The organism is Lentibacter sp. XHP0401 (assembly GCF_025751535.1).
Taxonomy (GTDB): Bacteria; Pseudomonadota; Alphaproteobacteria; order Rhodobacterales; family Rhodobacteraceae; genus Lentibacter.
The window spans coordinates 54,306-78,920 of sequence record NZ_JAOWLC010000001.1 but is presented as its reverse complement, the minus strand read 5'-3'; the positions used below and the strand labels follow the sequence as shown (position 1 = coordinate 78,920).

The following is a 24,615-nucleotide window of genomic DNA, read 5'->3' as shown; positions in this document are numbered from 1 at the left end:
GGCTTCTATGCCGTAGCTCGGCCCCCGGACGCAAGGCATGCCTCACCTGTTAAGCAGCGTCGCTCAAAACCCGCGCCAGCTCAAACAGGCGTTTGCGCTGGTTTTCCGGTATAGAATAATAAGACCGGATGAGATCCATCGCTTCTTTGTCGCCAAGCAAATCCGCAGGGATATTCTCGTCCTTGGTGTTTAAGGCTTCTGACGCCTCAATCCCTTCGAAAAAATATGCAACAGGTACATCAAACACTTCTGAAATATCCCAGAGCCGCGAGGCGCTGACACGGTTTGCCCCGGTTTCATACTTCTGTATCTGCTGGAATTTAATGCCGACCTTCTCGGCCAACTGTTGCTGAGTCATGCCGGCAAGCCAGCGCCGCTGGCGTAGGCGTTTGCCAACATGAACATCTACGGGATGGGCCATATTTTACTCCTCAAATCACTCTTTTACACTTCATGCCAAGTGGTTTCCCAAGCGGTAATAACGCTTTCAATAATTCAACATGCCAGCAATTCTGACTAAACTGTAAGGGGAAAAAAACCTCTTTAAACTCTGCCACGATGTGTACTCGCCCAAGGACTACCGCATAAAGCTAAACAAATCCTTCAGCACACGTATTAGGCGTTTAGCCCCCCCTCTTGTCAAGGTTTACCCTTACGTAAGTCCACTACCCGGTTAAGCCTCACACAGACATTCCCCCGCAAGCACACGCGATTGGCGGTTTACCTTACCCGGACACCAAGGCAAAACTGCTGGAAAATGCCTCATCAAGCCCGATCCCGTCCCCCAGAAAGGACACTGTCATGCCAGCCCCCACTATGCGCGCCTTGCGCTGCCTTGCCAAAGGCCAGCCACCCGAAATTCAAGAGATCCCGCGCCCCAAACCCTCGCGCGGCAAGCTGCGCATCAAGATTTCCGCCTGCGGGCTCAACTTTGCCGATCTTCTGATGGTGCAAGGCACATACCAAGACACGCCAGCCTACCCCTTCACCATGGGTATGGAAGTCTCCGGTGTGGTCGATGCCTTGGGCGAGGGCGTGAGCGGTCCAGCTGTCGGCACGCCTGTTGCCGTCTTCGGCGGTCAGGGAGGGCTGGCAGACTATGCCTGCTTTGAGGCGTCGCGCGTCACTCCCCTGCCCGAAGGCGCGGATATGGTCGAAGCCGCAGCCTTGCAAGTGGCCTACGGCACAAGCCATGTTGCGCTTGGCTATAAAGCAGGCCTCAAAGCGGGTGACACTTTGCTGGTCCTGGGTGCAGCTGGCGGCGTTGGCCTCACCGCTGTCGAAATCGGCAAGCTCATGGGCGCAACAGTCATTGCCTGCGCGCGCGGGGCCGATAAGCTTGCTGTCGCTCGCGCGGCGGGGGCCGATCACCTGATTGATGCCAAAACCGATGATATCCGCGAGGCCGTGCGCGCACTCGGCGGGGCAGATGTGGTCTACGACCCTGTCGGCGGCGATCAGTTCAAAGCTGCCATGCGCGCCTGCAACCCGGAAGCCCGCCTCCTCACAATCGGCTACGCCTCGGGCGAAGTGCCGCAAATCCCCGCCAATATCCTTCTGGTCAAAAACCTCACCGTCATGGGCTTTTACTGGGGTGGCTACCTTGCCTTCAAACCCTCTGTTGTCACCGATAGCCTCGCCGAGCTTGTCCGCTGGCACGCCGAGGGCAAAATCAAACCCCATGTCAGCCACGCTTTGCCACTTGAGCAAGCCACCGAGGGCATGGACCTTCTGCGCGCCCGAAAATCAACAGGAAAAGTCGTGATCACGCTTTAAGCCGCCTCTGCCTTGATCGTTGAAAACCCTGCCTCAAGCAGTTGGGTGAAATGCGCCAGCACGTCAGGCATTGTGCCGCTGGCTTGATACAAGTTCACCTTCTGGAGCGGCAGATCGGGCAGCCCGTGGCCGCGCGGCAAAGGCGCAAGCCCCGCAATTTCCTGCCCCTTGAGCAGCGCAATCACAGCAAGGTCCGCCCCGACCATAGCTGTCACACTGGCGTCCGCCTCCGTATCAACCACCATGTCCCAAGCCAGCCCCGACGCATCCAGAGCGCGGGTCACTTGCGGGCGAAACACGCAAGTGCGCGCGTAGGCCAGTGGCAAAGGCCGCTTCTGAAACGCATGGCCTTCCTGCCGCCCGTACCAGACGAGGGGCAGCTCGGCCAATGTCTCGCCGCCCTCTTTCAGCTGTGTTTCTGTCGTCAGAATAATGTCGAGCTCTCCGCGCGCAAAGCTTGCGTGCAAGCCCGCCGTAAAGCCGGTTTCAAGCTGGATTTTCACCCGTGGAAAGGCCCGCACAAATTGCTGCAATACCTGCGGAATGACAGGATACACCAGATCATGCGGCACGCCGAAGCGCAGAACCCCCTCAAAGGCCGGATGCATCAGGCGCGTCACCGCCTCGTCGTTCAGCGCAACAAGCTTGCGCGCATAACCCAGTAGCTGTTCCCCCGCCGCCGTCGGGACAAGCTTGCGCCCCACACGGTCAAACAACGCAAACCCGAGCAGCTCTTCCAGCCGTTTGATCTGCATGGAAACAGCCGATTGCGTGAGGTTCAGAACTCCCGCCGCGCGCGTCACCCCGCCGTTATCAACCACCGCCACAAACGAGCGCAACACCGCCACATCCATATTCCGCACTTACAACTCCAATACATCACAAATTCAGATGATAACCCTCAATAACATTCATTTTCCTTATATACCCTCACGGGATATACATCAACAAGATTGATTGAACTCAAAAAAGCATCACAGAAAGGCCAGACTATGCACGCCTCATCCACCTGCCAAAGCCACTGCTCCACTCCCGTATCTCGCACAGGTCTCGGCCACTCCATCCTGCGCCTCTTGCAACTGTCCCGCAGCCGCCGCGCCCTCGCAAGCCTCACCGGCGATCAACTTTGCGATATCGGCATGGACAAAACCGCCGCCAGAAACGAGGCCAAACGCCCGATTTGGGACGTTCCACAAACCTGGCGCAGCTAAAACACTCAAATCCTGACCAAATCGGTAACTGAAAAGCTTGAAAAACAGCTCCACCTAACCGATATTTACTCCGAGGGTTCTGCAAAAAGGACCACGTAACGCCAATTCAACGTCTCGGAGGCCAACACATGGCAGAATTTGATACAGTCCATTCCGGTGCGCGCACGCATGCCGCCGCAATAGACCAAGGGCTTCGCGCCCATATGAACAAGGTATACGGCCTAATGTCGGCTGCACTCCTTGCAACTTTTGCTTTGGCCTACCTCGTGGCCCAAAGCCCGGCAGCACAGCAGTTCCTGCTCGTGCCACCAATCGTCTACGCGGTCATCTTTGGCCCGCTGGCTTTTGTTCTGGTCGCAAACTTCGCGTTCGAACGCCTCAGCGTCGCCAGCATCAACATGATCTTCTGGGCCTACGCCGCGCTTACAGGCGTGTCGCTTTCAGTAATCTTCATCATGTTCTCAATGACCAGCGTCATCATGGGCCTGCTCTACACGGCTATCGCCTTCCTTGGCCTTAGCCTCACAGGCTACCTCACCAAGCGCAATCTCGGCCCCATCGGCCAGGTCGCCACGATGATGGCTTGGGGCCTTGTCGCGATCGGTATCTTCAGCTTCGTCACAGGTGGCATGGGGGCCAACGGTGTATGGTGGATGAACGTGGCAATCCTCGGCGTCTTCGCCGTGCTCACAGCCACCTCGACACAAGACATCAAGAACACATACCTCGGCGCACGCCAGCATGGCGGCCAAGAGGCAGAGCTCTTCCTCGAGAAAGCCGCCATCATCGGTGCGCTGCAACTCTACATCAGCTTCATCGCGATGTTCCGCTCGATCATGTTCCTCTTCATGCCGCGCGACTAAGCGAAACGCTTGAAACCACCCGAAGGGCCAGCCACCGCGCTGGCCCTTTTTCTTTTGTAAGGCGTCATCCCTCAAGCCGCATCGAAAACCTCGGAGGATGCGCATCTCTGCGCGCAAACCCCAGACCCTCGTAAAACGCCTGTGCCGCCTGATTTTCGGGGTCCGTTCCAACAGCCAGATACCGGCACGACAACAGCCTCGCCTTGCTCATGCAAGCCTCCACAAGACCGTGCCCGACTCCACGTCCACGAAACGCCTCCTCAACGAACAAATGGTGCATATCCATCCCGCGTGCACCAAACTGAAGCTGGATCAATCCACAAAGCGCAGCATAGCCGACCAGTTCTCCCTTTGCTTCCGCAACAAGCACATATATCCACGGCCTGTCTCCAAAAACATCCCGCTCAAACTCTGTCCGCGTCAGCGCTGCGACATCACCGTGATACGCTGCCAACTTGCTGACAAGCGCAACAACCTTATCCGTATCGGACAAGCGCACATTCCTCACCACCCCGAAAGAGGTCGGTAAACATAAATTATCCTGTATCATTCAAAAGCTCCTTTACACCGCAGGAGCCCATAGATGTGCCACCCGACGGCGGCATCATGTCAAAGTGCATACACCGCGCTCAAACGAGGCAATGATAGTAGATCGTAAACAGTTTGGTTTTCATGCACATGAGGCGACATTAGGTCTCGAATTTCTACACTGTCAACAGCTTCCCCAGTTCAGCGGAAACACCCGCCATACTCCACTAGGCGAGTCCAGCTCATCCTGCGCACGCCCTCACTGCCACTGCATTCCATGACCTTCCCCAGCTTGCCATGATGACAGAGAGTGATCTAACGACCATTTACCAAAGCACATGAGGACCGGATGAGCGACGATCTAGATGAGCAACGATCTATTTGTCTTTGACACGCGCCTCCCCGCGCACGAAGCTTGTGCAACCCCAAATAAGGCCACGCCCATGCCCGTTGATGTAAATCTCCCCCTCATCCTGCTCGCAGCCCTCGTTGCAGTGGCAAGCCCCGGCCCCGCGACATTGGCCATAGCGGGCACATCTATGGCCTCTGGCCGCGCCGCGGGCCTGCCTCTGGCGCTCGGCATCACCACTGGCTCGCTCATCTGGTCCATATCAGCCGCCCTCGGCCTCGGCGCGCTCATGCTGGCCCATGCGTGGGTATTCGAAGTTATCCGCTATTTCGGCGCAGCCTATCTCATGTATCTAGCCTACAAATCCGCGCGCTCGGCTCTCTCGCACAAAGACATCGCCCTAAAGCCCGTCGCAGGCAGCGCCCCCCGCCTTTTCACCAAAGGCTTGCTGCTGCACCTGACCAACCCCAAAGCAATCCTGTTTTTCGGTGCGCTCTACTCTCTCGGCGTTCCCCTAAGCGCATCTCCCGCCGATCTTGCAATCGTCATATTCGCCGTCGGCCTCCAAAGCGCAATCATCTTTCACGGCTACGCGCTCTTGTTCTCATCGCACACCATGACACGAAGCTACCTGCGCCTCAGACGCGGATTTGAAACCACCTTCGCTCTCGGATTCGGCGCCGCAAGCCTCAAGGTGCTGACAGCCCGCATCCAGGCGCCCTGATCCGCACCCTCTCCGCCAGACAAGGGCACAACGAAAAAGGCCGCCCCAAACGGAGCGGCACAATTTCACAAAGTCAAAACCAAGGCTTACTTGATTTTACCTTCTTTATATTCAACATGCTTGCGCACAACGGGGTCGTATTTGCGGACAGACATTTTCTCTGTCATCGTACGCGCGTTCTTTTTGGTCACATAGAAGTGGCCTGTGCCTGCGGTCGAGTTCAGGCGGATTTTGATCGTGGTTGGCTTCGCCATTGGGCTTCTCCTGCGGCTGGGCTGGCGCAGATGGCGCACAACCCGTGAAATCTCTTGAAGCCTGCCTTTTAAGGACATGCGCGCCCGAGTCAACCGCAAAGCGCAGCACTTGCAAAGAATTGCTTTGCAACTGCGCCACGCAAAGAGCAAAAGCCCTTATGACCAGCCGCTCGACCACTTTCACAGCAACACTGGCTGTCCTTGCCGCAGCTATGCTCTGGGGCACAACAGGCACATTGCAAAGCATCCTGCCCGAGGCGCGCGAACCTCTGGTTGTCGGCGCGCTCAGGCTCTGGATCGGAGCCACCTCTCTCATCCTTCTGGCAAGCCTTCAACCTGCCGCCCACGCCGCTTTCGGCCAGATCCCCAAAGCCCCACTCCTGCTCGCCTCTGCGGCCATCGCCGCTTACAACCTGCTCTTCTTTGCCGCCGTGGCACGCGCAGGCGTCGGCCTTGGCACAGCGGTCACCATCGGCTCCGCCCCGCTCTGGGTCGCCGCCTATGACATTGCCGTGCTGCGCTGCCGACCGAGCCCGCGCAAAGCCTTCGGCCAAGCCATTGCAATAGCTGGTGCTGCACTTCTGGTGCTCTCGGGCTCCTCCAGTGGTGTCACCCCCTTCGGCCTCTTGCTCGCTGCCGCTGCGGGCCTCTCCTACGCGACCTACTCGCTGACCTCCTCACGCATGGCCCAACACGCGCCACCCGCCGCCATAGCTGCCGGCACCTTCACACTGGCCGCACTCTTCACAACACCCGTCTTCCTGCTCGTCCCATGGCAATGGGCCTTCGCAGGCACGGCCCCGCTCACGCTTCTTGCCCTCGGCCTCGGCTCGACAGGCCTCGCCTACGCACTTTACACATGGGGTCTCAAAGCGCTCCCGGCTTCAACAGCCGTCACTTTGGCGCTGGCCGAGCCCCTCACAGCTTGGGTACTCGCTCTCATTGTGGTCGGAGAAACAGCCACGCCGCTCAAGCTTGCAGGTGCCGCGCTGCTCCTCGCAGGCCTCTATATCGTCACATCAGATAAACGCGCGGAAGGCCTATAAGCCGGATCTTGTCCAAGCAGGTTGCCCCGCTCTGGATGACCATTCATCTTGAAGCGCTGTTGCCAACGCCCCTCTAGCTGCCTACCCGAACCTCAAGACCAAGACGGCCTGTAGCGAGGTCCCTATTCGGCATTGCTCCCGGTGGGGTTTGCCCTGCGAGGCCTGTTGCCAGCCCTCCGGTGGGCTCTTACCCCACCGTTTCACCTTTTCCCAAGTGCATCGCAAGCGATGTCACGAAGGTAGTCTCTTCTCTGTGGCACTTTCCGTCAGGTCGCCCTGCCCGGGCATTACCCGGCACCGTTGTCTTGTGGAGTCCGGACTTTCCTCTACGAGCATCCGCAAGCGGATATCTCACAGCGGCCATCCAGCCTTCCGCGCCCCTCGCAGATAGTCCGCCTCACCCCCGCCGTCAATCTCGACTGATCTTCTTCTGTTCAAAAATACCTCGGGGGTAAGGTTCAAAAGCTCTGCAGCTTTTGAACCCAGGGGGCAGAGCCCCCTACTTGGCGATGCCAAAGGCGGCGCAATCCCTCAGGCGTTTTCGCGCAGCACTGGCCAACGCTTCGCCAACCCCGCCATCAAAGCTGCATCCTCATGGCTCAGAGCCCCGCTCGCCCAAGGTCTGAACCTGAGCCGAAACGCCTCTAAAACCTGCGCATCCGCAACATCTCCGACAGGATACCCAAACCGCGCCGCATCTGCATAAAAATCACCCGCCACACCCTCGACAGGCCAGACAGACAACCCGCCGCGTGCCAGCCGCGCCCAATCAAACCTTGGCCCGGGGTCGCCCTTTCGGTCCGGCGCCATATCGGAATGCCCAATGACCCGCTCCGGCACAATCCCCCACCGCGCCATAATCCCGAGCATCAGCACCTCAAGGCTGCTCATCTGCGGCTCGGGAAACGGATGATCGCCACAGTTCGCCAGTTCGATCCCGATCGAACGCGAATTGACATCGCACACATCGCCCCAGCGCCCAGCACCCGCGTGCCACGCGCGCTCCGCCTCGGGCACAAGCCGCGTTACGCCACCGCGCTCGCAAATCACATAATGCGCCGAAACCTCGGCCTCGGGTGCGCACAACCGCTCGATAGCCGCACCCGCGCTCTGCATGGCCGTGTAATGCAGCACAAGCAAATCGGGGCGCGCAGCCTCACGGCGCGCGCCCCGATTGGGCGATAAAACTTCAGTGATCTTCACCTCAGGGCTCACTCTTCCCCAAGGGCCGCGTTCTCGGCAGGCTCAGCCGCTGCAAGGCCGGCTGTCTTCGCAACACGGAAGGGTGCCGGGTCCCATGTGCAGGCATAGCCGTCCCCGTCGGGGTCAAGCCCAAGGCGGTCGCGCTCGGGTCCGCCGCGCTCCAGAAACTCGCTCTGCGCCAGATCAGGCGATGGATATTTGGCACAGTTGCGGGTGTATTTGGCTTGAAGGTTCAGCCCGACACGGCGGTATACCCCCTGCCCGCGCGGGCGCGACGTGCTCAAGGCATACTCAACGATATTGGGCCCGGAGCGGCCTGCGCGCGTCGGCACTTCGGTGGCTTCCACAACCTGATACTGCGCCTTGAGAGCAGCCTGTCGCGCCGCGTCATCCTGAATCGTGCGCTGCGAATCTACCGCGTTAAAGTCGTTCTCTTTAGAGATACCAGCCGCGTTGATAACAGCAGGCGCGGGGTTGCTCGGGCTCGCATCAATAGCCTGCCCCGCAGGGCGCGTCGCATCCAGAACAGCGCTCGCCTCGGCGGCAACATCATTGGTGCTGCCCCCCAGAGTTTCCTGGCTCACGGCGCTCGCCGCTGGCAGTGAAGTGCCATTCAGCTGGGCTTCGCGCGCCGCTTGCTTCTGCTGATACTCGTTATAGTCGCCAAAGCCCACGCCGGCACCGGGGTCAGGCGCGCCGCTGTCCGGAACTGCTGGCGCACAACCGGCAAGAGCCAAAGCCGCCGCACTTATTACCAAAAATCTTTTCACGATACGTCCTGCCTATTTTCATGCAAAAACTTGCAAATTTGCAGCCAGTTACCACCATTTTCGCGGTTTGGCTACAAATCCTGCCGCTTGCTCCAGCGCATAGGCGGTATTCAGCAAATCGCCTTCCTCCCAAGGACGGCCGATAAGTTGCAGCCCCAGAGGCAGGCCTCGCTTGTCCACACCGGTTGGCACAGCAATACCGGGAAGCCCCGCAAGGTTCACCGTCACAGTGAAAACATCGTTGAGATACATGGCAATCGGGTCCGCATCCGACATTTCACCAAGGCCAAAGGCCGCGCTCGGCGTGGTCGGGGTCAGGATCGCGTCAATCCCGTCTGCAAACACAGTCTCGAAGTCACGCTTGATCAGCGTGCGCACCTTGCGCGCGCGGTTGTAATAGGCGTCATAAAAGCCCGCCGAAAGCACATAAGTCCCCACCATCACACGGCGCTGCACTTCGTGGCCGAAGCCTTCGGCACGGGTCTTTTCATACATCTCGGTGATGCCATCACCCGCGGCAAGCTTGGCACGGTGGCCATAGCGCACACCATCATAGCGCGCGAGGTTCGAAGATGCCTCCGCAGGCGCAATCACATAATAGGCCGGCAAAGCATATTTCGTATGCGGCAGCGAGATATCAACGATTTTCGCCCCCGCCGCCTTGAGCATTTCCGTGCCCTCGGCCCAGAGCTTTTCAATCTCTTCCGGCATTCCGTCCATACGGTATTCGCGCGGAATACCGATGGTCTTGCCCTTGATGTCGCCCGTCAGCATGGCCTCGAAATTCGGCACAGCCAGATCGGCGCTGGTGCTGTCCTTCGCGTCATGGCCGCACATCGCCTCCAGCATAATCGCAGCATCGCGCACATCCTTGGTCATCGGCCCTGCCTGGTCGAGGCTTGAGGCAAAGGCCACAACGCCCCAGCGGCTAACGCGGCCATACGTCGGCTTGATGCCGGTAATGCCGGTAAAGGCCGCAGGTTGGCGGATCGAGCCACCCGTGTCTGTGCCTGTTGCAGCAAGGCAAAGGTCTGCCGCCACAGCAGAGGCCGAGCCGCCCGAAGAGCCGCCCGGTGTCAGCGCCGAGTCATCATTGCCGCGCCGCCAGGGGTTCACCGCGTTCCCGTAAGCGCTGGTCTCGTTTGAGGAGCCCATGGCAAACTCGTCCATATTGAGCTTGCCCAGCATAACCGCACCCGCATCAAAAAGCTGGCTGGTCACCGTGCTTTCATATTCCGGCTTGAAGCCCTTGAGGATGTTGGATGCCGCCTGAGACGGCACCCCCTTGGTGCAGAACAAATCCTTGATGCCGAGCGGTATCCCGCACATATCCGGCGCATCGCCCGCCTTGATCCGTGCATCCGCCGCCGCCGCCTGTGCGCGCGCAATCTCGGGAGTATGGTGCACAAATGCATTCAAAGCGCCCGCGCTGTCTATCTCGCTCAGACAAGCCTCGGTCAGCTCAGCGCTTGTCACATCGCCCTTACGCAGCGCATCCCGCGCCGCAGCAATCGTCATTTTGTTCAGTTCAGCCATTATTCAACCACCTTCGGAACCGCAAAGAAGCCTTCACGCGCATCAGGCGCATTGGCGAGCACTTTGGCCTGCTGGCCACCGTCCGTCACCTCATCAACCCGCCGGGGCAGGCGCATGGGCGTCACAGACACCATCGGTTCCACACCTTCGACATCCACTTCGCTCAACTGCTCGATAAAGCCGAGCACCGCGTTGAATTCTTCGGCGAGGGCTGGCAAATCCGCGTCCTCAACCCTGATCCGCGCCAGCTTGGCCACTTTGGCCGCTGTGTCCTTGTCAATCGACATGGCTGTCACTCCGTTTTGTGTTGTCCAGCCTTTAGCGCGCAGCGCGCTCCGCTTCAACCTGCTTCCTTGCTCCAAACTCCAAGTCTGACACTCTTGCCCCGCCTTTCAGCTTCTTCTGTTCCCAAATACCAGAATCCCGCCCCCGCCAAACCCGCAACATCACATGCCTTCCCCTGTCCATACTGTTGTATATACTGTTTGCCATATAGAAAGCCCCACGCCCTTTTCAGGAGACCCATCATGCAAATCATCTGGCTCGGACACGGCTCGTTTCGCTACGCCATCGGCGGCAAGGTTCTGCTGGTCGATCCCTGGCTCACAGGCAACCCTATGATGCCCGAGGCGCGTCACGAGGAAGCCATCCAGGGCGCAACCCACATCCTGCTCACCCATGCGCATTTCGATCACGTCATAGATGTTCTGCCACTGGCCAAAAAGCTCGGCATTCCCGTGGTCGGTCAATACGATCTTATGGGCCACTGGGAGGCCACGGAAGGCATTGAAACCATTGGCTTTAACAAGGGCGGCACGGTTGATCTCGGCGGCGTGCGCGTCACCATGGTCAACGCCGTTCACTCAAGCTCTTTCGGCACAGAGGCCGGCCCCAATGTCCCTGGCTCTGAATGCGGCTTCGTCATCGAGGGCGAAGGCCACTCGATCTATCACTCGGGCGACACCGATGTCATGAGCGATATGGCCATAATCCATGATCTCCACGCGCCTGATATCGGCGTCCTTTCCGCCGGTGGACACTTCACAATGGACATGCGCCGCACAGCCTACGCTGCCAAAAAGTTCTTCAATTTCAAAACCCTGATCCCCGGCCACTACCGCACCTTCCCGATCCTTGAACAGTCCGCAGAGCTGCTCGCGCGAGAGCTCCCCGAGGTCGAAGTGATCGAACCGGAGGTGCTGGAGCCCATCCGCTTCACCTAGCACCACTGCTCCTTTTTTTCTTGCTGAAAATATCCTGGGGGGTCCGGGGGGCTAGCCCCCCGGCGGGGTCGGATTTGCGAAGCAAATTCGACCCCGCCTCAACGCTTTCCTGCGAAAAAAGCTTCCAACAAAGCCGTGCTTGCCCGCGCCCCGATCCCGTCATAGACCTCGGGCACATGATGGCACTGCGGATGCTCAAACACCCGTGCCCCCTGCGCCACACCGCCGCTCTTGGGGTCGCTCGCCCCGTAATAAAGCCGCGCCACACGCGCCGCCGCAATCGCCGCAGCACACATCGGGCATGGCTCGAGCGTCACATAAAGCGCCGCACCTTCCAGCCGTTCCTGCCCCAGCGTGGCACAAGCCTCGCGGATCACCAGCATTTCCGCATGCGCCGTCGGATCGTTGAGTTCACGGCAGCGGTTGCCTGCCCGCGCCACAACGTCACCGTTCATGACAAGGCACGCGCCCACAGGCACTTCGCCCCGTTCGCCCGCCAAGCGCGCCTGCTCAAGCGCCACGTCCATATGTGTATCAAAACCCATATCCTCACATGCCCCATCAAAGCCCTCTTTCGCAAGAGGCGCGAATGCTCTAAGCCCCCCTTATGAGCAACACACCCAAACCAGACACCCCTGAAGGCGACCGCATCGCCAAAGTCATCTCCCGCGCAGGCGTGGCGTCCCGCCGCGAGGCCGAGCGGCTGATCGAGCAAGGCCGCGTCTCGGTCAATGGAAAGGTCATCACCAGCCCTGCCCTCAACGTGACAAGCACCGATAAGGTCGTCGTCAACGGCAAGGCCCTCAAAGCACCCGAACCTGCCCGCATGTGGCTGTATCATAAGCCTGCAGGCCTCGTCACAACCAACAATGATGAGCAAGGCCGCACCACGATCTTTGACAAACTCCCCGAGGATCTGCCGCGCGTCATGTCTGTCGGACGGCTCGATATCAACTCGGAAGGGCTTTTGTTGCTCACCAATGATGGCGGCGTCAAACGCCAGCTCGAGTTGCCCTCGACAGGCTGGCTGCGCCGCTATCGCGTGCGCATCAATGGCCGCCCGACAGAGGAAAGCTTCGAACCCTTGCGCCGCGGCATCACCGTTGACGGCGAGACATTTCAACCGATGCAAGTCACGCTCGACCGCCAGCAAGGCGCAAACGCTTGGGCTACACTGGGTATACGCGAAGGCAAAAACCGCGAAATCCGCCGTGCGATGGAGGCCATTGGCTTTTCCGTCAACCGCCTCATCCGCGTCTCCTACGGCCCTTTCCAGCTCGGAGAGCTGAAGCAAGGCGAGGTGCAGGAACTGCGCGCCAAAGTCATCCGCGACCAGCTTGGGCTGGAAGCCCCCGAGCCGGAGGCCCAAAAGCCCACACAACGCAAAAAGCCGATGCGCCGCCGCACACGCTAGGCCATTTCGGGCGAATCCCCGCCTTGAGGCGAAATCCCGCCGTTTCCCCCTAGCGCCTTGCGCGCACCTCCCTTAGGTTAACAGGAACAGACACTTGGGGATATCTGGGGGATTTATGACAGAAACCGGCTTGCAAAAACTGGCCTTCGCACTTCTGGTGCTGCTCATGCTCTATGTATCCGTGTTCGGAGCCGCCTGATGTCACAGCGATACGGCGGAAAATTCAGCCCCGAAACCGGTGAAAACAGCTACCAGGGCGCACGTCGCACGCGCGCTGGCGGACGGGTCAATTTCCTCTTTCTTGCACCCCTCCCGATGGTTTGGCAGGCATTCACCTCTCCACCTGCCGAAATGTTTCTCTGGCTCGTCGCACTGGCCGATTTATTGCTCGCCGCATGGCTTACCCGCGCGGGCCAGCAAGCGCATGAAGCCTACGAGGCCCGCAAAGTGGCCCGCCGCCCCGCCCTGCCGCGCAAAATCCTCGCCTCGATCCTGACAGGTACAGGTCTCGCCATTGCGGGCTATACCGGCTTCGGCACAGTTGAAGCCCTGCTCTTCGGTATCCTCGGCCTTGTGCTGCACTTTGCCGCCTTCGGCCCCGATCCGCTTGTCAACAAAGGCATGGACGGCGTCGACCAGTTCCAGAACGACCGTGTCGCGCGCGTCGTCACCCAGGCGGAAGAGCATCTCATCGCCATTACCGCTGCCGCCAACCGCGCCGCCGACCGTCAGGTCTCCTCGCGTGTCGAGCGCTTCCAGCATCAGGTCCGCGAGCTTCTGCGCACCGTCGAGGAAGACCCGCGCGACCTTACAGCCGCGCGCAAATTCATGGGCGTCTACCTGAAAGGTGCACGCGACGCGACAGAGAAATTCGCCGATATCTACACCCGCGCCCGCAGCACCGAGGCCAGAAATGATTACCTCGCCCTGCTGAGCGATCTGCAAGACAGCTTCTCCGCCAAGAACCGTCATCTTCTGCTGGACAACCGCAGCGATCTCAATATCGAAATCGAAGTGCTGCGTGACCGTCTCGCTCAAGAAGGCATCCGTTTAGATAAATTAGACAAATCCTGATTGATAAGAAAGTGAGGTCCGACATGGCCACAGAAATTCAGAAAAAAGCCCAAGACACACTCGCCCTTGTGGAAGAAGTGAACGCCGTGGTTTTGCCGGAGCCCACCGATGCCAACGCCGTTGTGCCCATGGCGGAAGCCAAAGGTGCAGTAAGCAAAGAAATCAAATCCCGCATGGGCGAGCTTGACATGGGGGACACCCAGTCGATCGTCAGCTTCGGCTCCGCCGCGCAGGCCGAGTTGCAAGAAATCAGCCAAGCCATGCTCCAAGGCGTGCGCAATAAAGATGTCGGCCCGGCAGGCGACAGCCTGCGCGGCATCGTCACCACAATTCGTGGTTTCTCTGTCAGCGAACTTGACGTGCGCCGCCAGCGCACATGGTGGGAAAAACTCTTGGGCCGCGCTGCTCCTTTTGCCAAGTTCACCGCCAAATTCGAGCAAGTCCAAGGCCAGATCGACCGCATCACAGAGAGCCTGCTTGATCACGAGCACACGCTGCTGAAAGACATCAAGTCGCTTGACATGCTCTATGAAAAGACACTGGCGTTTTATGACGAGCTCGCGCTCTATATCGCCGCAGGCGAAGAAAAGCTCCGCGTGCTCGACGAAAAAGATATCCCTGCGCTGGAGAAAAAAGTCGAAAAAGCACCTGAAAAAGACAAGGTCATGCGCGCTCAGGAGCTGCGCGACCTGCGCGCCGCGCGCGATGATCTGGAGCGCCGCGTGCATGATCTGAAGCTGACGCGTCAGGTCACCATGCAGTCGCTGCCCTCGATCCGTCTGGTGCAGGAGAATGACAAATCTCTCGTCACCAAGATCAACTCGACACTGGTCAACACCGTGCCGCTCTGGGAGACCCAGCTCGCTCAGGCCGTGACAATCCAGCGTTCCGCCGAGGCCGCCGCCGCCGTGCGCGACGCAAACGACCTGACCAACGAACTGCTCACCGCCAACGCCAAGAACCTGCGCGACAGCAACAAGATGATCCGCACAGAAATGGAGCGCGGTGTGTTTGATATCGAAGCCGTCAAACAGGCCAACGCCGACCTGATCGGCACGATCGAAGAAAGCCTGCAAATCGCCGACGAAGGCAAAGCGCGCCGCGCCTCCGCCGAAGTCGAGCTCAAGAAAATGGAAGCCGAGCTTCGCGATACGCTCGCCTCGGCCAAAGCGCGCAAAACAGGCACAGGCGATACCGCCGGCACAGCCGTTCCAAGCTGAGCCATGAGCCGCGCAAGTCGCAGTTTGAACCTTGCAGGGGCAGCTCTTCTAGGGCTGTCCCTTCTGGCTGGATGCGACTTTCCGATGCGCGAAAGCCTTAAACCACAGGCGCGCCCAGCTGGCCTCGTTCCGCCCAAAGCCGCGTCCCAACCACAAGCGCCCATGACGCCTTCGGCCAGATCCCGCGAACTGGCCGCCTATTATGTAAAGCTCGAAGAACACCTGCTCTCACAAGGCCTTCTGCGCCGTGATGGAGGCGGCCCCGACACCAACTACCGCGCGCGTGATCTGGCGCGCAATTTCGAGACCATCGCCTTTTATGACGAACACGCAGGCGGTAACCTCACCGCAGGGTCAGAAGCTGTCAGCCGTTTTCATCCGTGGCGCGGCGAAGTGCGCTTCGCCACACATTTCGGCCCCTCGGTTTCTGCGAAACAGCGCGCCAGTGATGCCGCCGCCGTCAATGCCTACGCAAGTCGCCTTGCCCGCGTAACAGGCCATCCAATCCGCGTTTCCGCCGCTAAAGCCAACTTTCATGTGATCTTCGCCAGCGCCGATGACGGCGACGCCCTCAAGGAAACAGTCACCCGCGTCTGGCCCGCGTTTCCCAAAGCACGCCTCGAAACGCTCACCAACCTGCCACGCGATATCTATTGCCTCGTGCACACCAATACCCCCTCCGCCAATGCCGGCGGCGAGCGTGCCATCGCCATTATCAGAGCAGAGCACCCCTCACTTATGCGGCTCTCCTGCATCCACGAGGAGCTGGCGCAAGGCCTTGGCCTCTCCAATGACAGCCCCCTCGCGCGCCCCTCGATCTTCAACGATGACGAGGAATTCGCCACCCTCACAAGCCACGACGAGCTGCTCCTCAAAATGCTCTATGACCCGCGTCTCAAAAGCGGCATGAGCCTAAGCGAGGCCCGCCCCGTCATCACCCAAATCGCATCTGAGCTCACAGATGAAACCGACAGCTGAGCACAAAAAAGGAGACCCCCATGGGTATTTTTGATTTTCTGACAGGCGAATTTATCGATGTCATCCACTGGACAGACGACACCCGCGACACGATGGTCTGGCGCTTCGAGCGTGAGGGCCACGAGATCAAATACGGTGCCAAGCTCACAGTGCGCGAGGGTCAGGCGGCAGTCTTCGTTCACGAAGGCCAGCTAGCTGATGTGTTTACCCCGGGTCTCTACATGCTCGAGACCAACAACATGCCCGTGATGACAACGCTCAACCACTGGGATCACGGTTTTGAAAGCCCGTTCAAATCAGAAGTCTATTTCGTCAACACCACCCGCTTTAGTGACCTCAAGTGGGGCACCAAAAACCCGATCATCGCGCGTGATCCCGAGTTCGGCCCCGTGCGCTTGCGCGCCTATGGCAGCTACACGATCAAGGTGAGCGATCCCGCCCGCTTCCTGACAGAGATCGTCGGTACAGACGGCGAATTCACCATGGACGAAATCAGCTACCAGATCCGCAACATCATCGTGCAGGAATTTTCCCGCACCATCGCGCGCTCGGGCATCCCTGTGCTCGACATGGCCGCCAACACCCGCGAACTCGGCACGCTGGTCGGCCGCGATATCGCCGCGCGCCTTGCCGAATATGGCCTTGAAATTCCAGAGCTTTATATCGAGAATATTTCGCTCCCCGAGGCTGTCGAAGCTGTGCTCGACAAACGCACCTCCATGGGCGTGATCGGCGACCTGTCAACTTATATGAACTTTCAGGCCGCCGAAAGCCTCACTGCGCAAGGTGCAGGTGCCGGCGCGCTTCAGGCTGGCGTCGGTGCAGGCCTTGGCATGCAAATCGCCCGCGAAGCCTCCGCCCAAGCGGGGCCATGGGGCACGCCCGCGCCGCAAGCCCAAATCGCGCCGCCCCCGCCTCCTGTAGAGCAGGTCTGGCACATCGCCGAAGCGGGGCAGACAAAGGGGCCGTTTTCGCGCGCCTCAATGGGCCGCATGTCGGCAGATGGTGCGCTCACCCGTGACACGCTGGTCTGGACCGCGGGTCAGGACGGCTGGAAAAAAGCCGCCGAGGTCACAGCCCTCGCGACCCTCTTCACAGTCCTGCCGCCGCCCCCTCCCGAAGGCTGACAAACTCCTTTCTTTTTGCTCCAAATATCCTCGCCAAAGGCATAAATCTCTTGTCCGAAACCGCACCCGTAGACGTGGCCGCCAGTCACCGTTTTCCCTGCCAAAGCTGCGGGGCGGACTACCGCTTTGATCCGGGGCATGATCGTCTGATCTGCGATCACTGTGGAAATACCGAAGAGATCGGCCTGACGCGTGGCCCGGCGATCCGCGAGCTGGATTTTGAGGCGGCACTGCGCTCGGTCCTGCCCGCGCAGGATATCGAAGAGACCCGTGTCTCCCAATGCCCCAACTGCGCCGCGCAGGTGGAGTTTGATTCCAACACCCACGCCGCCGAATGCCCCTTCTGCGCCACGCCCGTGGTCACGGATACGGGGCTGCACCGTCACATAAAACCACGCGGTGTGCTGCCCTTCGCGCTTGATGAACCCACCGCCCGCAGCGCCATGAAAGACTGGCTCGGCAGCCTCTGGTTTGCCCCGAATGGCCTGCAAGACTACGCCCGCAAGGGCCGCGCCATGAGCGGTATCTATGTGCCCTACTGGACATTTGATGCCGATACCGCCTCGCGCTACTCGGGTGAGCGCGGTACCGTATATTATGAAACCATAACAGTCGTGCGCGATGGCAAACGCGTGCGCAAGCAGGTCGCCAAGATCCGCTGGTCCCCCGCCCGTGGTCGCGTGGCGCGCTTCTTTGATGATGTATTGGTGCTGGCGTCCAAAAGCCCGCCCAAACGCTTCACCGACGCGCTTGAGCCGTGGGATCTGGCAGCCCTTGAGCCTTACCGCCCCGAATACCTCGCCGGATTTCGCGCCGAGGGCTATTCTGTGCAGCTTGAGGAAGGCTATCAGGAGGCCCGCGCACATATGGCCCGCGTCATCGAGCGCGATGTGAAGTTTGATATCGGCGGTGACCGCCAGCGCATCCACGACATCGACACATCGGTAAAAGACGTGACGTTCAAGCATATCCTGCTGCCCGTCTGGCTCGCAGCCTACAAATACCGTGGCCGCACCTTCCGCTTTGTCGTCAACGGCCGCACAGGCCGCGTGCAGGGCGAGCGGCCCTACTCGGCCTGGAAAATCGCCTTCGCTGTCCTGCTCGGCCTTATCATCGCAGGCACAATCGGCTACTTCTACGGTCTCGAGCAAGGAGCCTTCCAATGACCGCAGAGCACACAGCCCTCGACAGCATCCTCAAAGCGCGCCACTCCTGCCGCGCCTATCTCGACACACCTGTGCCGCGCGAACTCATCAAGCAAGCCGTGGCCACAGCCGCCCGCGCACCCTCGTGGTGTAACGCCCAGCCGTGGCACCTTCTCATCACCGAAGCGAGCGAAACAGCCCGCTTGGGGAAGGCACTCCATACCCACGCCCAAACAAGCCCCATGCAACCAGACCTCCCCTGGCCCGAAAGCTATTCAGGCGCATACAAAGCCCGCCGCTTTGATTGCGGAATGCAGCTCTATGATGCAGCGTCGATTGAACGCGATGACAAACCTGCGCGCACCGCGCAAATGCTGGAAAATTTTAACTTTTTCGGCGCACCACACATGGCACTTGTCAGCAGCCCGCACGAGCTTGGAGCATATGGCGCGCTCGATTGCGGCGGCTTTGTCACCGCGTTTTGCGCGGCCCTCACAAGCCTCGGTCTCGGCAGTATTCCGCAGGCCGCACCGGCAGGCTACGCCCCCTTTCTGCGCGAATATTTCGCTTTGCCCGATGACCGCCTCATCCTCTGCGCCGTCTCCTTCGGCTACAGTGATACAAAAGCGCCGATCAACAGCTTCCGCACGCCTCGCGCCGCGCTGTCCGATCTGGTCGACTGGCGCTAAGGTGCTCTAACTCCGCTCGATCGCCACAAGCCCAAGCTTACGCGCGGCCCAGAGCGACAGGATCGAGCTGTCGAGCCCTTCGCGCGCCTGAAAACGGCGGATCGCCGAGCGGGTCGGCCCATCAAGATTGCCCGACAACGGCCCCGCATAAAGCCCCCGTGCCTTCAACGCGCGCTGCAACGTCGCAATGATGTCGGGGGTCAACGCATCCTGACAAGGCGTCTCAAACCAGATCTCGCGGCGCTCCTTCACAATCGCCTGCCGCGTCTGCTTATTGTAGACAGGTTCACTCACAACCGTCCCGTCTTCACGTATTTCGGCAGGCTGCACCAAGACCCGCTCGCTCACGGTTTCAATCACCGCAGGGCTCACATCCTTCCCCCAGCACGAGTTCGGGTCCGATCCGGGCGGCGGGGCTTCAAAACTCTCCACAAGTGCAGGCTCGACTTTTGAAATGAGGCTCTGCTCGGCACACGCGCCCAAAGCAAGCGTCATCACCAGTGATGTCAAAACCCGTTTCAATCTGTTTTTCGCCTGCTTCTGCTGATTTCGCTCAAGTTACGCCCAAAACTGCGCCCCGCAAAGCATACATTCCTGCCTTCGCTCACGAAGTCTTCGCGCTGTGGCATGAATGCAGTTCGTAAAAATGCCCACGTCCCTTCAGTGGGGCGGGCGTTATGAAACAAATCTGAGACACAGATGAAGTGCAAAACGCTTTAGGGCTGGCAGCGGCGCGCCGCCTTTTGTAACAAGACCTAAGCAGAGTTTTTGAGGAGCCCGTCACGATGGCAAAAATCACCTATATCGAATACAACGGCACAGAACATGTTGTCGAAGTTGCGAGCGGTCTCACCGTTATGGAAGGCGCGCGCGACAACAACATCCCCGGCATCGAAGCCGACTGCGGCGGCGCCTGCGCCTGCTCGACCTGCCATGTCTATGTCGATTCTGCATGGGTTGATAAAATTCCGGCCAAAGACGACATGGAAGAAGACATGCTCGACTTCGCCTATCAACCCGATGAAACGCGTTCGCGCCTCACCTGCCAGATCAAAGTGACCGACGATATGGACGGCCTCATCGTAAATATGCCTGAAAAACAAATCTGATTTTGGCCAAAGCACCGCGACAAACCGTGCACACCCTGCGCCGCCTCACCCGCGGCGCGGTTCTGTCTGCGGCTCTTGTTGCAACGTTGCCGGCGGCAAGTGCCGCGCAAGACCTGATCACATCAGCCAAGTTCACAGAGCCGACAACACGCTACCCCCACGGCGTTCTGGGCGACGATATCGAATATGGCGCACTGGAGCTGCTCACCAAATCCATAAATGGTCCGAGCAAAACGCTTACCCTGCGCCTTCCCGAAAACCGCGTGTTTGAAGACTTAAGCCCCCGCCTCATTGACCTTGACGGGGATGGTGCAGCAGAAGTTGTGGTGGTTGAATCCGAAGCCTCGCTCGGCGCGCGGCTCTCCGTCTACAACCCCACCGGCCTCCTTACCGCCACGCCCCACATCGGCCAGAAAAACCGCTGGCTGGCTCCCGTCGGCGCAGCCGATTTTGACGGCGACGGCCAGATCGAAATCGCCTACATCGACAGACCACACCTTGCCAAAACCCTCCGCCTCTGGCGCTTCAAGGATGGCACACTCACCGAAGTTGCCAGCCAGACAGGCCTTACCAATCACCAGATCGGCTGGAATTTTATTGCAGGCGGCATCCGCACCTGCCAAGGCACGCCCGAAATGATTACAGCAAATTCAAACTGGACGCGCATCATCGCCACACAGTTTGACGGGCAAGCCCTCAGCACAAAGGACATCGGAGCCTACACCGGCCCCGAAAGCCTCACAGCAGCGCTTTCCTGCTCGTGATCAACGTGCCATAAAGCGCCTATGCTTTACCGTATCTTCCTGTTTATCATGCTTATCGTCCTCGCAGCCTGTACCCGCCCGCAGGCCGTGGGCTTTTCGGCGCCCGTTCCTGAGGCCACTGTCAAAACCATCTTCATCGCCACCATGCGCACCGAAGGCCAGAGCGGCCAGATATTCGGTGAGCGGCGCTCTGCAAAAATGAGCTACGCTCAGGCCGAAATATCCATCCCTCCGCACCATGAAGTCGGCAAGATCGAGCGCGGCACCGGAGTGGTCGATGCCCGCCGCCATTTCGCTCCCCTTGGCGCGGAACCGCTAAAAGATGCCCCTGCGCTGGCCACCCGCATTCGCAAGGCCAGCAAAGATCAAGACGAGCCGCTGCTGATCTTTGTGCACGGTTATAACAATACGCTCGAAGATGCCGCCTTCCGCCTCGCCCAGATCCAGCATGATTTCGAGCTGACAAACCCCGCGCTGCTCTTCTCATGGCCCTCCGCAGGTGATCCGCTCGGCTACGCCTACGACCGTGACTCAGTGCTCTTCGCGCGCTCCGACTTTGCCCGCCTGCTGGAAGATCTGAACCGCTCGGGCCAACGCCGTGTGATCATTCTCGCACACTCTATGGGCAGCTATCTGGTAATGGAGTCACTGCGCCAAATGGCCCTTCAAGGAAAATCCGGCCAGGTCAACGCGCTCGAAGCCGTGATCCTCATGTCACCCGATATCGACCCGGATGTCTTCCGCCAACAAGCCCGCGAAATCGGAAAGCTGCCACAACCGTTCATCATCATGACAAGTCAGAAAGACCGCGCTCTCAACGTGGCAGGCCTGCTCACGGGCCGAAAGGAACGCTTGGGCCGCATCCAGAACGCCGAAGAGGTTGAAGGTCTCGAGGTGAGTGTGCTCGACTTCTCCCTGTTTGAAGCAGGCGGAGGCCTCGGCCATATGGTCCCGGTCTCCTCTCCTGCAGCCATCCAGTTCATGCGCAGGTTTACCAGCGGAGTAGGCTTGGCAGCCGAGGAATTCTCGCGCTATGTTCTTCTTGGAGAAAGCCGCCGCGACGGGCGGCTCTTGCAGTAGCAGGGAGAAAACCATGGCAGGCGGATGGGCCAGAGACGGCGCCGTGAGCGAACAGATCGAAGCCTCGATCAGCGACGAACTTGCGCGCCTCAAAGCGCGCAAACAGCCTGTCGGCGAAAGCCTCACCCATTGCGCAGAGTGCGAAGAAGAAATCCCCGAGGCGCGCCGTAGCGCAATCCCGGGCGTGAAGCTTTGCATCGACTGCATGTCCGAGCGAGACACAGCTGCAAACCAGCGCGGCGGCATCAATCGTCGCGGCTCAAAAGACAGCCAGCTCAAATAGTCAGAGCTTGCGCGGCCTTCGGCCACGCCCCACCGGCGGGGGCTATGCCCTCGCCTACGGCAAACAGCCGAGCAAGCGCGAACCGATACCGCGCACGCGTTTGAGGGACATGGGAATGGATATTTGAAGCAATAAGAAAGGGCGGCCCCGAAGACCCGCCCCCAAGGCTTCCGCCTTTCTCATTGCACGGCCATCGGCGTCCCCGCCTGTACCGTAAAAGCATATTACCCAAGACTGGTTAATACTTCGTTTTGCGCTTTCTTATTGCTCAAAATATCCTCGCCGAAGGCTCCGAGGCCGCGCCAAAGGCAAGGCCGAGACATAAAGCGCGCCGAAGGCGCTCCTTTGGATCACGCTTCCATTGCCTCAAGCTCATCAATAAAGCCCGAAATCATGCTGAGGCCCTTGTCCCAAAACTTTGGATCGGTCGCATCCAGCCCGAATGGAGCAAGTAATTCGGTGTGGTGCATCGAGCCGCCGGCTTTGAGCATGTCGAAGTATTTGTCCTGAAAGCCCTCGGGTTTTTCTTCATAGACAGCATAGAGTGCATTCACCAAGCCATCCCCGAAAGCATAGGCATAAACATAGAATGGCGAGTGCACGAAATGCGGGATATAGGCCCAGAAATGCTCATATCCGTCCATAAACTCGAAAGCCGGTCCAAGGCTTTCGCCCTGCACAGACATCCACAACTCGCCGATGTCTTCAGGCGTCAACTCGCCCTCGCGGCGCGCGGCATGCAGCTTGCACTCAAAGTCATAAAACGCAATCTGGCGCACGACCGTGTTGATCATGTCTTCAACCTTGCCTGCCAGCATCACTCGGCGCTGCGCATCATTCTTGGCCTCTGACAGCATCTTGCGGAAGGTTAGCATCTCGCCAAAAACGCTGGCGGTCTCGGCCAATGTCAGCGGCGTTGAGGAAAGCATCTCGCCCTGCTCCGCCGCCAGAACCTGATGCACACCATGCCCAAGCTCATGCGCGAGCGTCATCACATCGCGCGGCTTGCCCAGATAGTTCAGCATCACATAGGGGTGCACATCTGTCACCGTGGGGTGTGCAAAAGCCCCCGGTGCTTTGCCGGGCTTCACGCCTGCGTCAATCCAGCCCTTGGTGAAGAACGGCTCGGCAATTTCTGCCATGCGCGGGTCAAACCCCGCATAGGCGCTCATCACGGTGTCGCGCGCCGCCTCCCAGCCGACAATACGCTTGTCTTCCATCGGCAAGGGCGCGTTGCGGTCCCAGACTTGTAGCGTATCGAGCCCGAGCCACTTGCGCTTCAGCTCATAGTAACGGTGGCTCAGCTTCGGGTAGGCCTTCACAACCGCGTCGCGCAGCGCTTCCACCACTTCGGCTTCCACATCATTTGAAAGATGCCGCCCCGTCTGTGCCGTGGGCATCCCACGCCAACGATCTACGATCTCTTTTTCTTTGGCCTGTGTGTTATGAACGCGCGCGAAAGTCTTGATATTGCTACCAAAGACATCTGCAAGCTCACGCGCCGCCGCCTCGCGGGTCTCGCGGGCCTCGTCCGTCAGCAAGTTGAGCGTGCCTTCAATGTTCAGCGGCTCGCCATCCACCTCGAATTCAAGGCCCGCGATGGTCTCGTCAAACATCCGCTCCCACGCGTCGCCGACAACGCCCAAATCATGCAGAAACTTCTCCAACTCGTCAGAGAGCTGGTAAGGCTTCATCGCGCGAATACGGTCAAAAACGGGTTTATAGCGTGCAAGCTCGGCACTTTCAGCAAACAGCGCCTCCAGAGCACCGTCGTCCAGACGGTTCAGCTCCAGCGTGAAAAACACCAGAGGGGTGGTGAAATTGGTGATCTTTTCCTGCGTGTCCGACAGAAACTTGGCGCGCCCAGCATCAATCGTCAGTTGGTAATACCGCAGCCCCGCATATGACATGATCCGCCCCGCGATGCCCGAGATCTTCTCGTTGCGCAAAACGCACTCGAGAAAGCCCGCCGCATCGAGGCTGGCAAGCTTGCCCTCGTAATCCGCGGCAAAGCTCGCGCATTCCTTCTCAAGCCAGACCAGATCACGCTTAAGCTCTGGCGCGTCTTCTGCAGTGTAGAGATCGCTCAGGTCCCATTCCGGCAAATCTCCAAGGCCACCTGTGCCTGAGCTTGCATTCACATCACGAACGGGAAAGGGAAGTTGAAACATCTTTGAGCGCCTCTTTGGTTATGCTCCCAAAGACATAGAGCGCACGTGAGCTGATCTCAAGGCGCGGTCTGCAAACTT

At 59.3% G+C, this 24,615-nt stretch carries 27 protein-coding genes, 1 other RNA gene and 1 pseudogene; 17 read left to right on the top strand and 12 right to left on the bottom strand.

The window, feature by feature from the left end:
• Positions 1-49: 49 nt before the first annotated feature.
• Positions 50-421, bottom strand: a complete 372-nt coding sequence (locus tag OE750_RS00440) for a helix-turn-helix domain-containing protein (RefSeq protein ID WP_263760240.1) — start codon at positions 419-421, stop codon at positions 50-52.
• A 395-nt stretch (positions 422-816) separates the two neighbouring features.
• On the opposite strand from OE750_RS00440, the gene OE750_RS00435 reads away from it, so the two are divergent.
• Positions 817-1,776 carry an NADPH:quinone oxidoreductase family protein gene (locus OE750_RS00435; RefSeq protein ID WP_263761158.1) on the top strand — a complete coding sequence of 320 codons (960 nt, stop codon included), beginning with the start codon at positions 817-819 and terminating at the stop codon, positions 1,774-1,776.
• On the opposite strand, the gene OE750_RS00430 is transcribed toward OE750_RS00435, so the two are convergent.
• Positions 1,773-2,630 carry a LysR family transcriptional regulator gene (locus OE750_RS00430; RefSeq protein ID WP_263761156.1) on the bottom strand — a complete coding sequence of 286 codons (858 nt, stop codon included), beginning with the start codon at positions 2,628-2,630 and terminating at the stop codon, positions 1,773-1,775. The two genes, OE750_RS00435 and OE750_RS00430, sit on opposite strands and share 4 nt — an antisense overlap.
• A 138-nt stretch (positions 2,631-2,768) precedes the next feature.
• Here OE750_RS00430 and OE750_RS00425 point away from each other — a divergent pair, with 138 nt between their 5' ends.
• Positions 2,769-2,987 (top strand): DUF1127 domain-containing protein, encoded by a 219-nt coding sequence (locus OE750_RS00425; protein ID WP_263760238.1) that lies wholly within the window; start codon positions 2,769-2,771, stop codon positions 2,985-2,987.
• A gap of 128 nt (positions 2,988-3,115) precedes the next feature.
• Positions 3,116-3,850: a Bax inhibitor-1 family protein gene (locus OE750_RS00420; protein WP_263760236.1), complete on the top strand. Its 735-nt coding sequence runs from the start codon at positions 3,116-3,118 to the stop codon at positions 3,848-3,850.
• 64 nt (positions 3,851-3,914) lie between these two features.
• Here the strand turns inward: OE750_RS00420 and OE750_RS00415 are convergent, their stop codons facing one another.
• On the bottom strand, positions 3,915-4,343 hold the full coding sequence (locus OE750_RS00415; RefSeq protein ID WP_263760234.1) for a GNAT family N-acetyltransferase: 429 nt from the start codon (positions 4,341-4,343) through the stop codon (positions 3,915-3,917).
• 478 nt (positions 4,344-4,821) lie between these two features.
• Between OE750_RS00415 and OE750_RS00410 the strand changes: the two genes are divergently transcribed.
• Positions 4,822-5,451, top strand: a complete 630-nt coding sequence (locus tag OE750_RS00410; protein ID WP_263760232.1) for a LysE family translocator — start codon at positions 4,822-4,824, stop codon at positions 5,449-5,451.
• 86 nt (positions 5,452-5,537) lie between these two features.
• Here OE750_RS00410 and rpmG read toward each other — a convergent pair whose 3' ends face one another.
• On the bottom strand, positions 5,538-5,705 hold the full coding sequence (gene rpmG / locus OE750_RS00405; protein WP_068241894.1) for a 50S ribosomal protein L33: 168 nt from the start codon (positions 5,703-5,705) through the stop codon (positions 5,538-5,540).
• Positions 5,706-5,863: 158 nt separating this feature from the next.
• On the opposite strand from rpmG, the pseudogene OE750_RS00400 reads away from it, so the two are divergent.
• Positions 5,864-6,712 (top strand): annotated as a pseudogene (locus tag OE750_RS00400) (DMT family transporter); the annotation flags it as partial.
• Between the two features lie 20 nt (positions 6,713-6,732).
• On the opposite strand, the gene rnpB reads toward OE750_RS00400, so the two are convergent.
• The 5 genes from rnpB to gatC all read right to left on the bottom strand — a co-directional run bounded on the left by rnpB (position 6,733) and on the right by gatC (position 10,547).
• Positions 6,733-7,127, bottom strand: an RNA gene (gene rnpB, locus OE750_RS00395) — RNase P RNA component class A.
• 155 nt (positions 7,128-7,282) lie between these two features.
• Positions 7,283-7,948 carry an N-acetylmuramoyl-L-alanine amidase gene (locus OE750_RS00390; RefSeq protein ID WP_263761153.1) on the bottom strand — a complete coding sequence of 222 codons (666 nt, stop codon included), beginning with the start codon at positions 7,946-7,948 and terminating at the stop codon, positions 7,283-7,285.
• 14 nt (positions 7,949-7,962) lie between these two features.
• Positions 7,963-8,724 carry a hypothetical protein gene (locus tag OE750_RS00385; RefSeq protein WP_263760230.1) on the bottom strand — a complete coding sequence of 254 codons (762 nt, stop codon included), beginning with the start codon at positions 8,722-8,724 and terminating at the stop codon, positions 7,963-7,965.
• Positions 8,725-8,772: 48 nt separating this feature from the next.
• Positions 8,773-10,260: an Asp-tRNA(Asn)/Glu-tRNA(Gln) amidotransferase subunit GatA gene (gatA, locus tag OE750_RS00380; RefSeq protein WP_263760229.1), complete on the bottom strand. Its 1,488-nt coding sequence runs from the start codon at positions 10,258-10,260 to the stop codon at positions 8,773-8,775.
• Entirely contained in the window at positions 10,260-10,547 is a 288-nt protein-coding gene (gatC, locus tag OE750_RS00375; RefSeq protein WP_263760228.1) for an Asp-tRNA(Asn)/Glu-tRNA(Gln) amidotransferase subunit GatC, read from the bottom strand. The genes gatA and gatC overlap by 1 nt, the downstream gene beginning before the upstream one ends.
• A gap of 240 nt (positions 10,548-10,787) precedes the next feature.
• Between gatC and OE750_RS00370 the strand changes: the two genes are divergently transcribed.
• Positions 10,788-11,483: a metal-dependent hydrolase gene (locus OE750_RS00370; protein ID WP_263760227.1), complete on the top strand. Its 696-nt coding sequence runs from the start codon at positions 10,788-10,790 to the stop codon at positions 11,481-11,483.
• 98 nt (positions 11,484-11,581) lie between these two features.
• On the opposite strand, the gene OE750_RS00365 is transcribed toward OE750_RS00370, so the two are convergent.
• Positions 11,582-12,028: a nucleoside deaminase gene (locus OE750_RS00365; RefSeq protein ID WP_263760226.1), complete on the bottom strand. Its 447-nt coding sequence runs from the start codon at positions 12,026-12,028 to the stop codon at positions 11,582-11,584.
• A 62-nt stretch (positions 12,029-12,090) separates the two neighbouring features.
• Between OE750_RS00365 and OE750_RS00360 the strand changes: the two genes are divergently transcribed.
• From OE750_RS00360 to OE750_RS00330, 7 genes are all read left to right on the top strand, one after another.
• Entirely contained in the window at positions 12,091-12,897 is an 807-nt protein-coding gene (locus OE750_RS00360) for a pseudouridine synthase (RefSeq protein ID WP_263760225.1), read from the top strand.
• Positions 12,898-13,095: 198 nt separating this feature from the next.
• Complete coding sequence (locus OE750_RS00355; protein WP_263760224.1) at positions 13,096-13,971, top strand: 5-bromo-4-chloroindolyl phosphate hydrolysis family protein; 876 nt, start codon at positions 13,096-13,098, stop codon at positions 13,969-13,971.
• A 23-nt stretch (positions 13,972-13,994) separates the two neighbouring features.
• Complete coding sequence (locus OE750_RS00350) at positions 13,995-15,191, top strand: toxic anion resistance protein (protein WP_263760223.1); 1,197 nt, start codon at positions 13,995-13,997, stop codon at positions 15,189-15,191.
• Positions 15,192-15,194: 3 nt separating this feature from the next.
• Complete coding sequence (locus tag OE750_RS00345; RefSeq protein ID WP_263760222.1) at positions 15,195-16,169, top strand: DUF2927 domain-containing protein; 975 nt, start codon at positions 15,195-15,197, stop codon at positions 16,167-16,169.
• Positions 16,170-16,189: 20 nt separating this feature from the next.
• Positions 16,190-17,296, top strand: coding sequence for an SPFH domain-containing protein (locus OE750_RS00340; protein ID WP_263760221.1), 1,107 nt, complete (start codon positions 16,190-16,192; stop codon positions 17,294-17,296).
• A 50-nt stretch (positions 17,297-17,346) separates the two neighbouring features.
• Complete coding sequence (locus OE750_RS00335; RefSeq protein ID WP_263760220.1) at positions 17,347-18,462, top strand: primosomal protein N' (replication factor Y) - superfamily II helicase; 1,116 nt, start codon at positions 17,347-17,349, stop codon at positions 18,460-18,462.
• Positions 18,459-19,130: a nitroreductase gene (locus OE750_RS00330; RefSeq protein WP_263760219.1), complete on the top strand. Its 672-nt coding sequence runs from the start codon at positions 18,459-18,461 to the stop codon at positions 19,128-19,130. The genes OE750_RS00335 and OE750_RS00330 overlap by 4 nt, the downstream gene beginning before the upstream one ends.
• 6 nt (positions 19,131-19,136) lie before the next feature.
• Here OE750_RS00330 and OE750_RS00325 read toward each other — a convergent pair whose 3' ends face one another.
• Positions 19,137-19,652: a peptidoglycan-binding domain-containing protein gene (locus tag OE750_RS00325; protein WP_263760218.1), complete on the bottom strand. Its 516-nt coding sequence runs from the start codon at positions 19,650-19,652 to the stop codon at positions 19,137-19,139.
• 263 nt (positions 19,653-19,915) lie between these two features.
• On the opposite strand from OE750_RS00325, the gene OE750_RS00320 reads away from it, so the two are divergent.
• From OE750_RS00320 to OE750_RS00305, 4 genes are read left to right on the top strand one after another with little or no spacing between them, the layout of a single operon-like run.
• Positions 19,916-20,239 carry a 2Fe-2S iron-sulfur cluster-binding protein gene (locus OE750_RS00320; protein ID WP_263760217.1) on the top strand — a complete coding sequence of 108 codons (324 nt, stop codon included), beginning with the start codon at positions 19,916-19,918 and terminating at the stop codon, positions 20,237-20,239.
• A 26-nt stretch (positions 20,240-20,265) separates the two neighbouring features.
• Complete coding sequence (locus OE750_RS00315) at positions 20,266-21,003, top strand: FG-GAP repeat domain-containing protein (protein WP_263760216.1); 738 nt, start codon at positions 20,266-20,268, stop codon at positions 21,001-21,003.
• A gap of 21 nt (positions 21,004-21,024) precedes the next feature.
• Complete coding sequence (locus tag OE750_RS00310; RefSeq protein ID WP_263760215.1) at positions 21,025-22,083, top strand: alpha/beta hydrolase; 1,059 nt, start codon at positions 21,025-21,027, stop codon at positions 22,081-22,083.
• A gap of 13 nt (positions 22,084-22,096) precedes the next feature.
• Positions 22,097-22,366 carry a DksA/TraR family C4-type zinc finger protein gene (locus tag OE750_RS00305; RefSeq protein WP_263760213.1) on the top strand — a complete coding sequence of 90 codons (270 nt, stop codon included), beginning with the start codon at positions 22,097-22,099 and terminating at the stop codon, positions 22,364-22,366.
• A gap of 350 nt (positions 22,367-22,716) precedes the next feature.
• On the opposite strand, the gene OE750_RS00300 is transcribed toward OE750_RS00305, so the two are convergent.
• Entirely contained in the window at positions 22,717-24,537 is a 1,821-nt protein-coding gene (locus OE750_RS00300) for a M3 family oligoendopeptidase (RefSeq protein ID WP_263760211.1), read from the bottom strand.
• Positions 24,538-24,615: the final 78 nt, after the last annotated feature.

Bases quoted from the DNA above. Each gene is read 5' to 3' on its own strand.
- OE750_RS00360 (WP_263760225.1), top strand. From the start codon at position 12,091: ATGAGCAACACACCCAAACCAGACACCCCTGAAGGCGACCGCATCGCC.
- OE750_RS00430 (WP_263761156.1), bottom strand. From the start codon at position 2,630: ATGGATGTGGCGGTGTTGCGCTCGTTTGTGGCGGTGGTTGATAACGGC.
- OE750_RS00410 (WP_263760232.1), top strand. From the start codon at position 4,822: ATGCCCGTTGATGTAAATCTCCCCCTCATCCTGCTCGCAGCCCTCGTT.
- gatA (WP_263760229.1), bottom strand. From the start codon at position 10,260: ATGGCTGAACTGAACAAAATGACGATTGCTGCGGCGCGGGATGCGCTG.
- OE750_RS00420 (WP_263760236.1), top strand. From the start codon at position 3,116: ATGGCAGAATTTGATACAGTCCATTCCGGTGCGCGCACGCATGCCGCC.
- OE750_RS00340 (WP_263760221.1), top strand. From the start codon at position 16,190: ATGGGTATTTTTGATTTTCTGACAGGCGAATTTATCGATGTCATCCAC.
- OE750_RS00435 (WP_263761158.1), top strand. From the start codon at position 817: ATGCGCGCCTTGCGCTGCCTTGCCAAAGGCCAGCCACCCGAAATTCAA.
- OE750_RS00440 (WP_263760240.1), bottom strand. From the start codon at position 421: ATGGCCCATCCCGTAGATGTTCATGTTGGCAAACGCCTACGCCAGCGG.
- gatC (WP_263760228.1), bottom strand. From the start codon at position 10,547: ATGTCGATTGACAAGGACACAGCGGCCAAAGTGGCCAAGCTGGCGCGG.
- OE750_RS00350 (WP_263760223.1), top strand. From the start codon at position 13,995: ATGGCCACAGAAATTCAGAAAAAAGCCCAAGACACACTCGCCCTTGTG.
- OE750_RS00355 (WP_263760224.1), top strand. From the start codon at position 13,096: ATGTCACAGCGATACGGCGGAAAATTCAGCCCCGAAACCGGTGAAAAC.
- OE750_RS00300 (WP_263760211.1), bottom strand. From the start codon at position 24,537: ATGTTTCAACTTCCCTTTCCCGTTCGTGATGTGAATGCAAGCTCAGGC.
- OE750_RS00365 (WP_263760226.1), bottom strand. From the start codon at position 12,028: ATGGGTTTTGATACACATATGGACGTGGCGCTTGAGCAGGCGCGCTTG.
- OE750_RS00320 (WP_263760217.1), top strand. From the start codon at position 19,916: ATGGCAAAAATCACCTATATCGAATACAACGGCACAGAACATGTTGTC.
- OE750_RS00370 (WP_263760227.1), top strand. From the start codon at position 10,788: ATGCAAATCATCTGGCTCGGACACGGCTCGTTTCGCTACGCCATCGGC.
- OE750_RS00310 (WP_263760215.1), top strand. From the start codon at position 21,025: ATGCTTTACCGTATCTTCCTGTTTATCATGCTTATCGTCCTCGCAGCC.
- rpmG (WP_068241894.1), bottom strand. From the start codon at position 5,705: ATGGCGAAGCCAACCACGATCAAAATCCGCCTGAACTCGACCGCAGGC.
- OE750_RS00330 (WP_263760219.1), top strand. From the start codon at position 18,459: ATGACCGCAGAGCACACAGCCCTCGACAGCATCCTCAAAGCGCGCCAC.
- OE750_RS00425 (WP_263760238.1), top strand. From the start codon at position 2,769: ATGCACGCCTCATCCACCTGCCAAAGCCACTGCTCCACTCCCGTATCT.
- OE750_RS00345 (WP_263760222.1), top strand. From the start codon at position 15,195: ATGAGCCGCGCAAGTCGCAGTTTGAACCTTGCAGGGGCAGCTCTTCTA.
- OE750_RS00305 (WP_263760213.1), top strand. From the start codon at position 22,097: ATGGCAGGCGGATGGGCCAGAGACGGCGCCGTGAGCGAACAGATCGAA.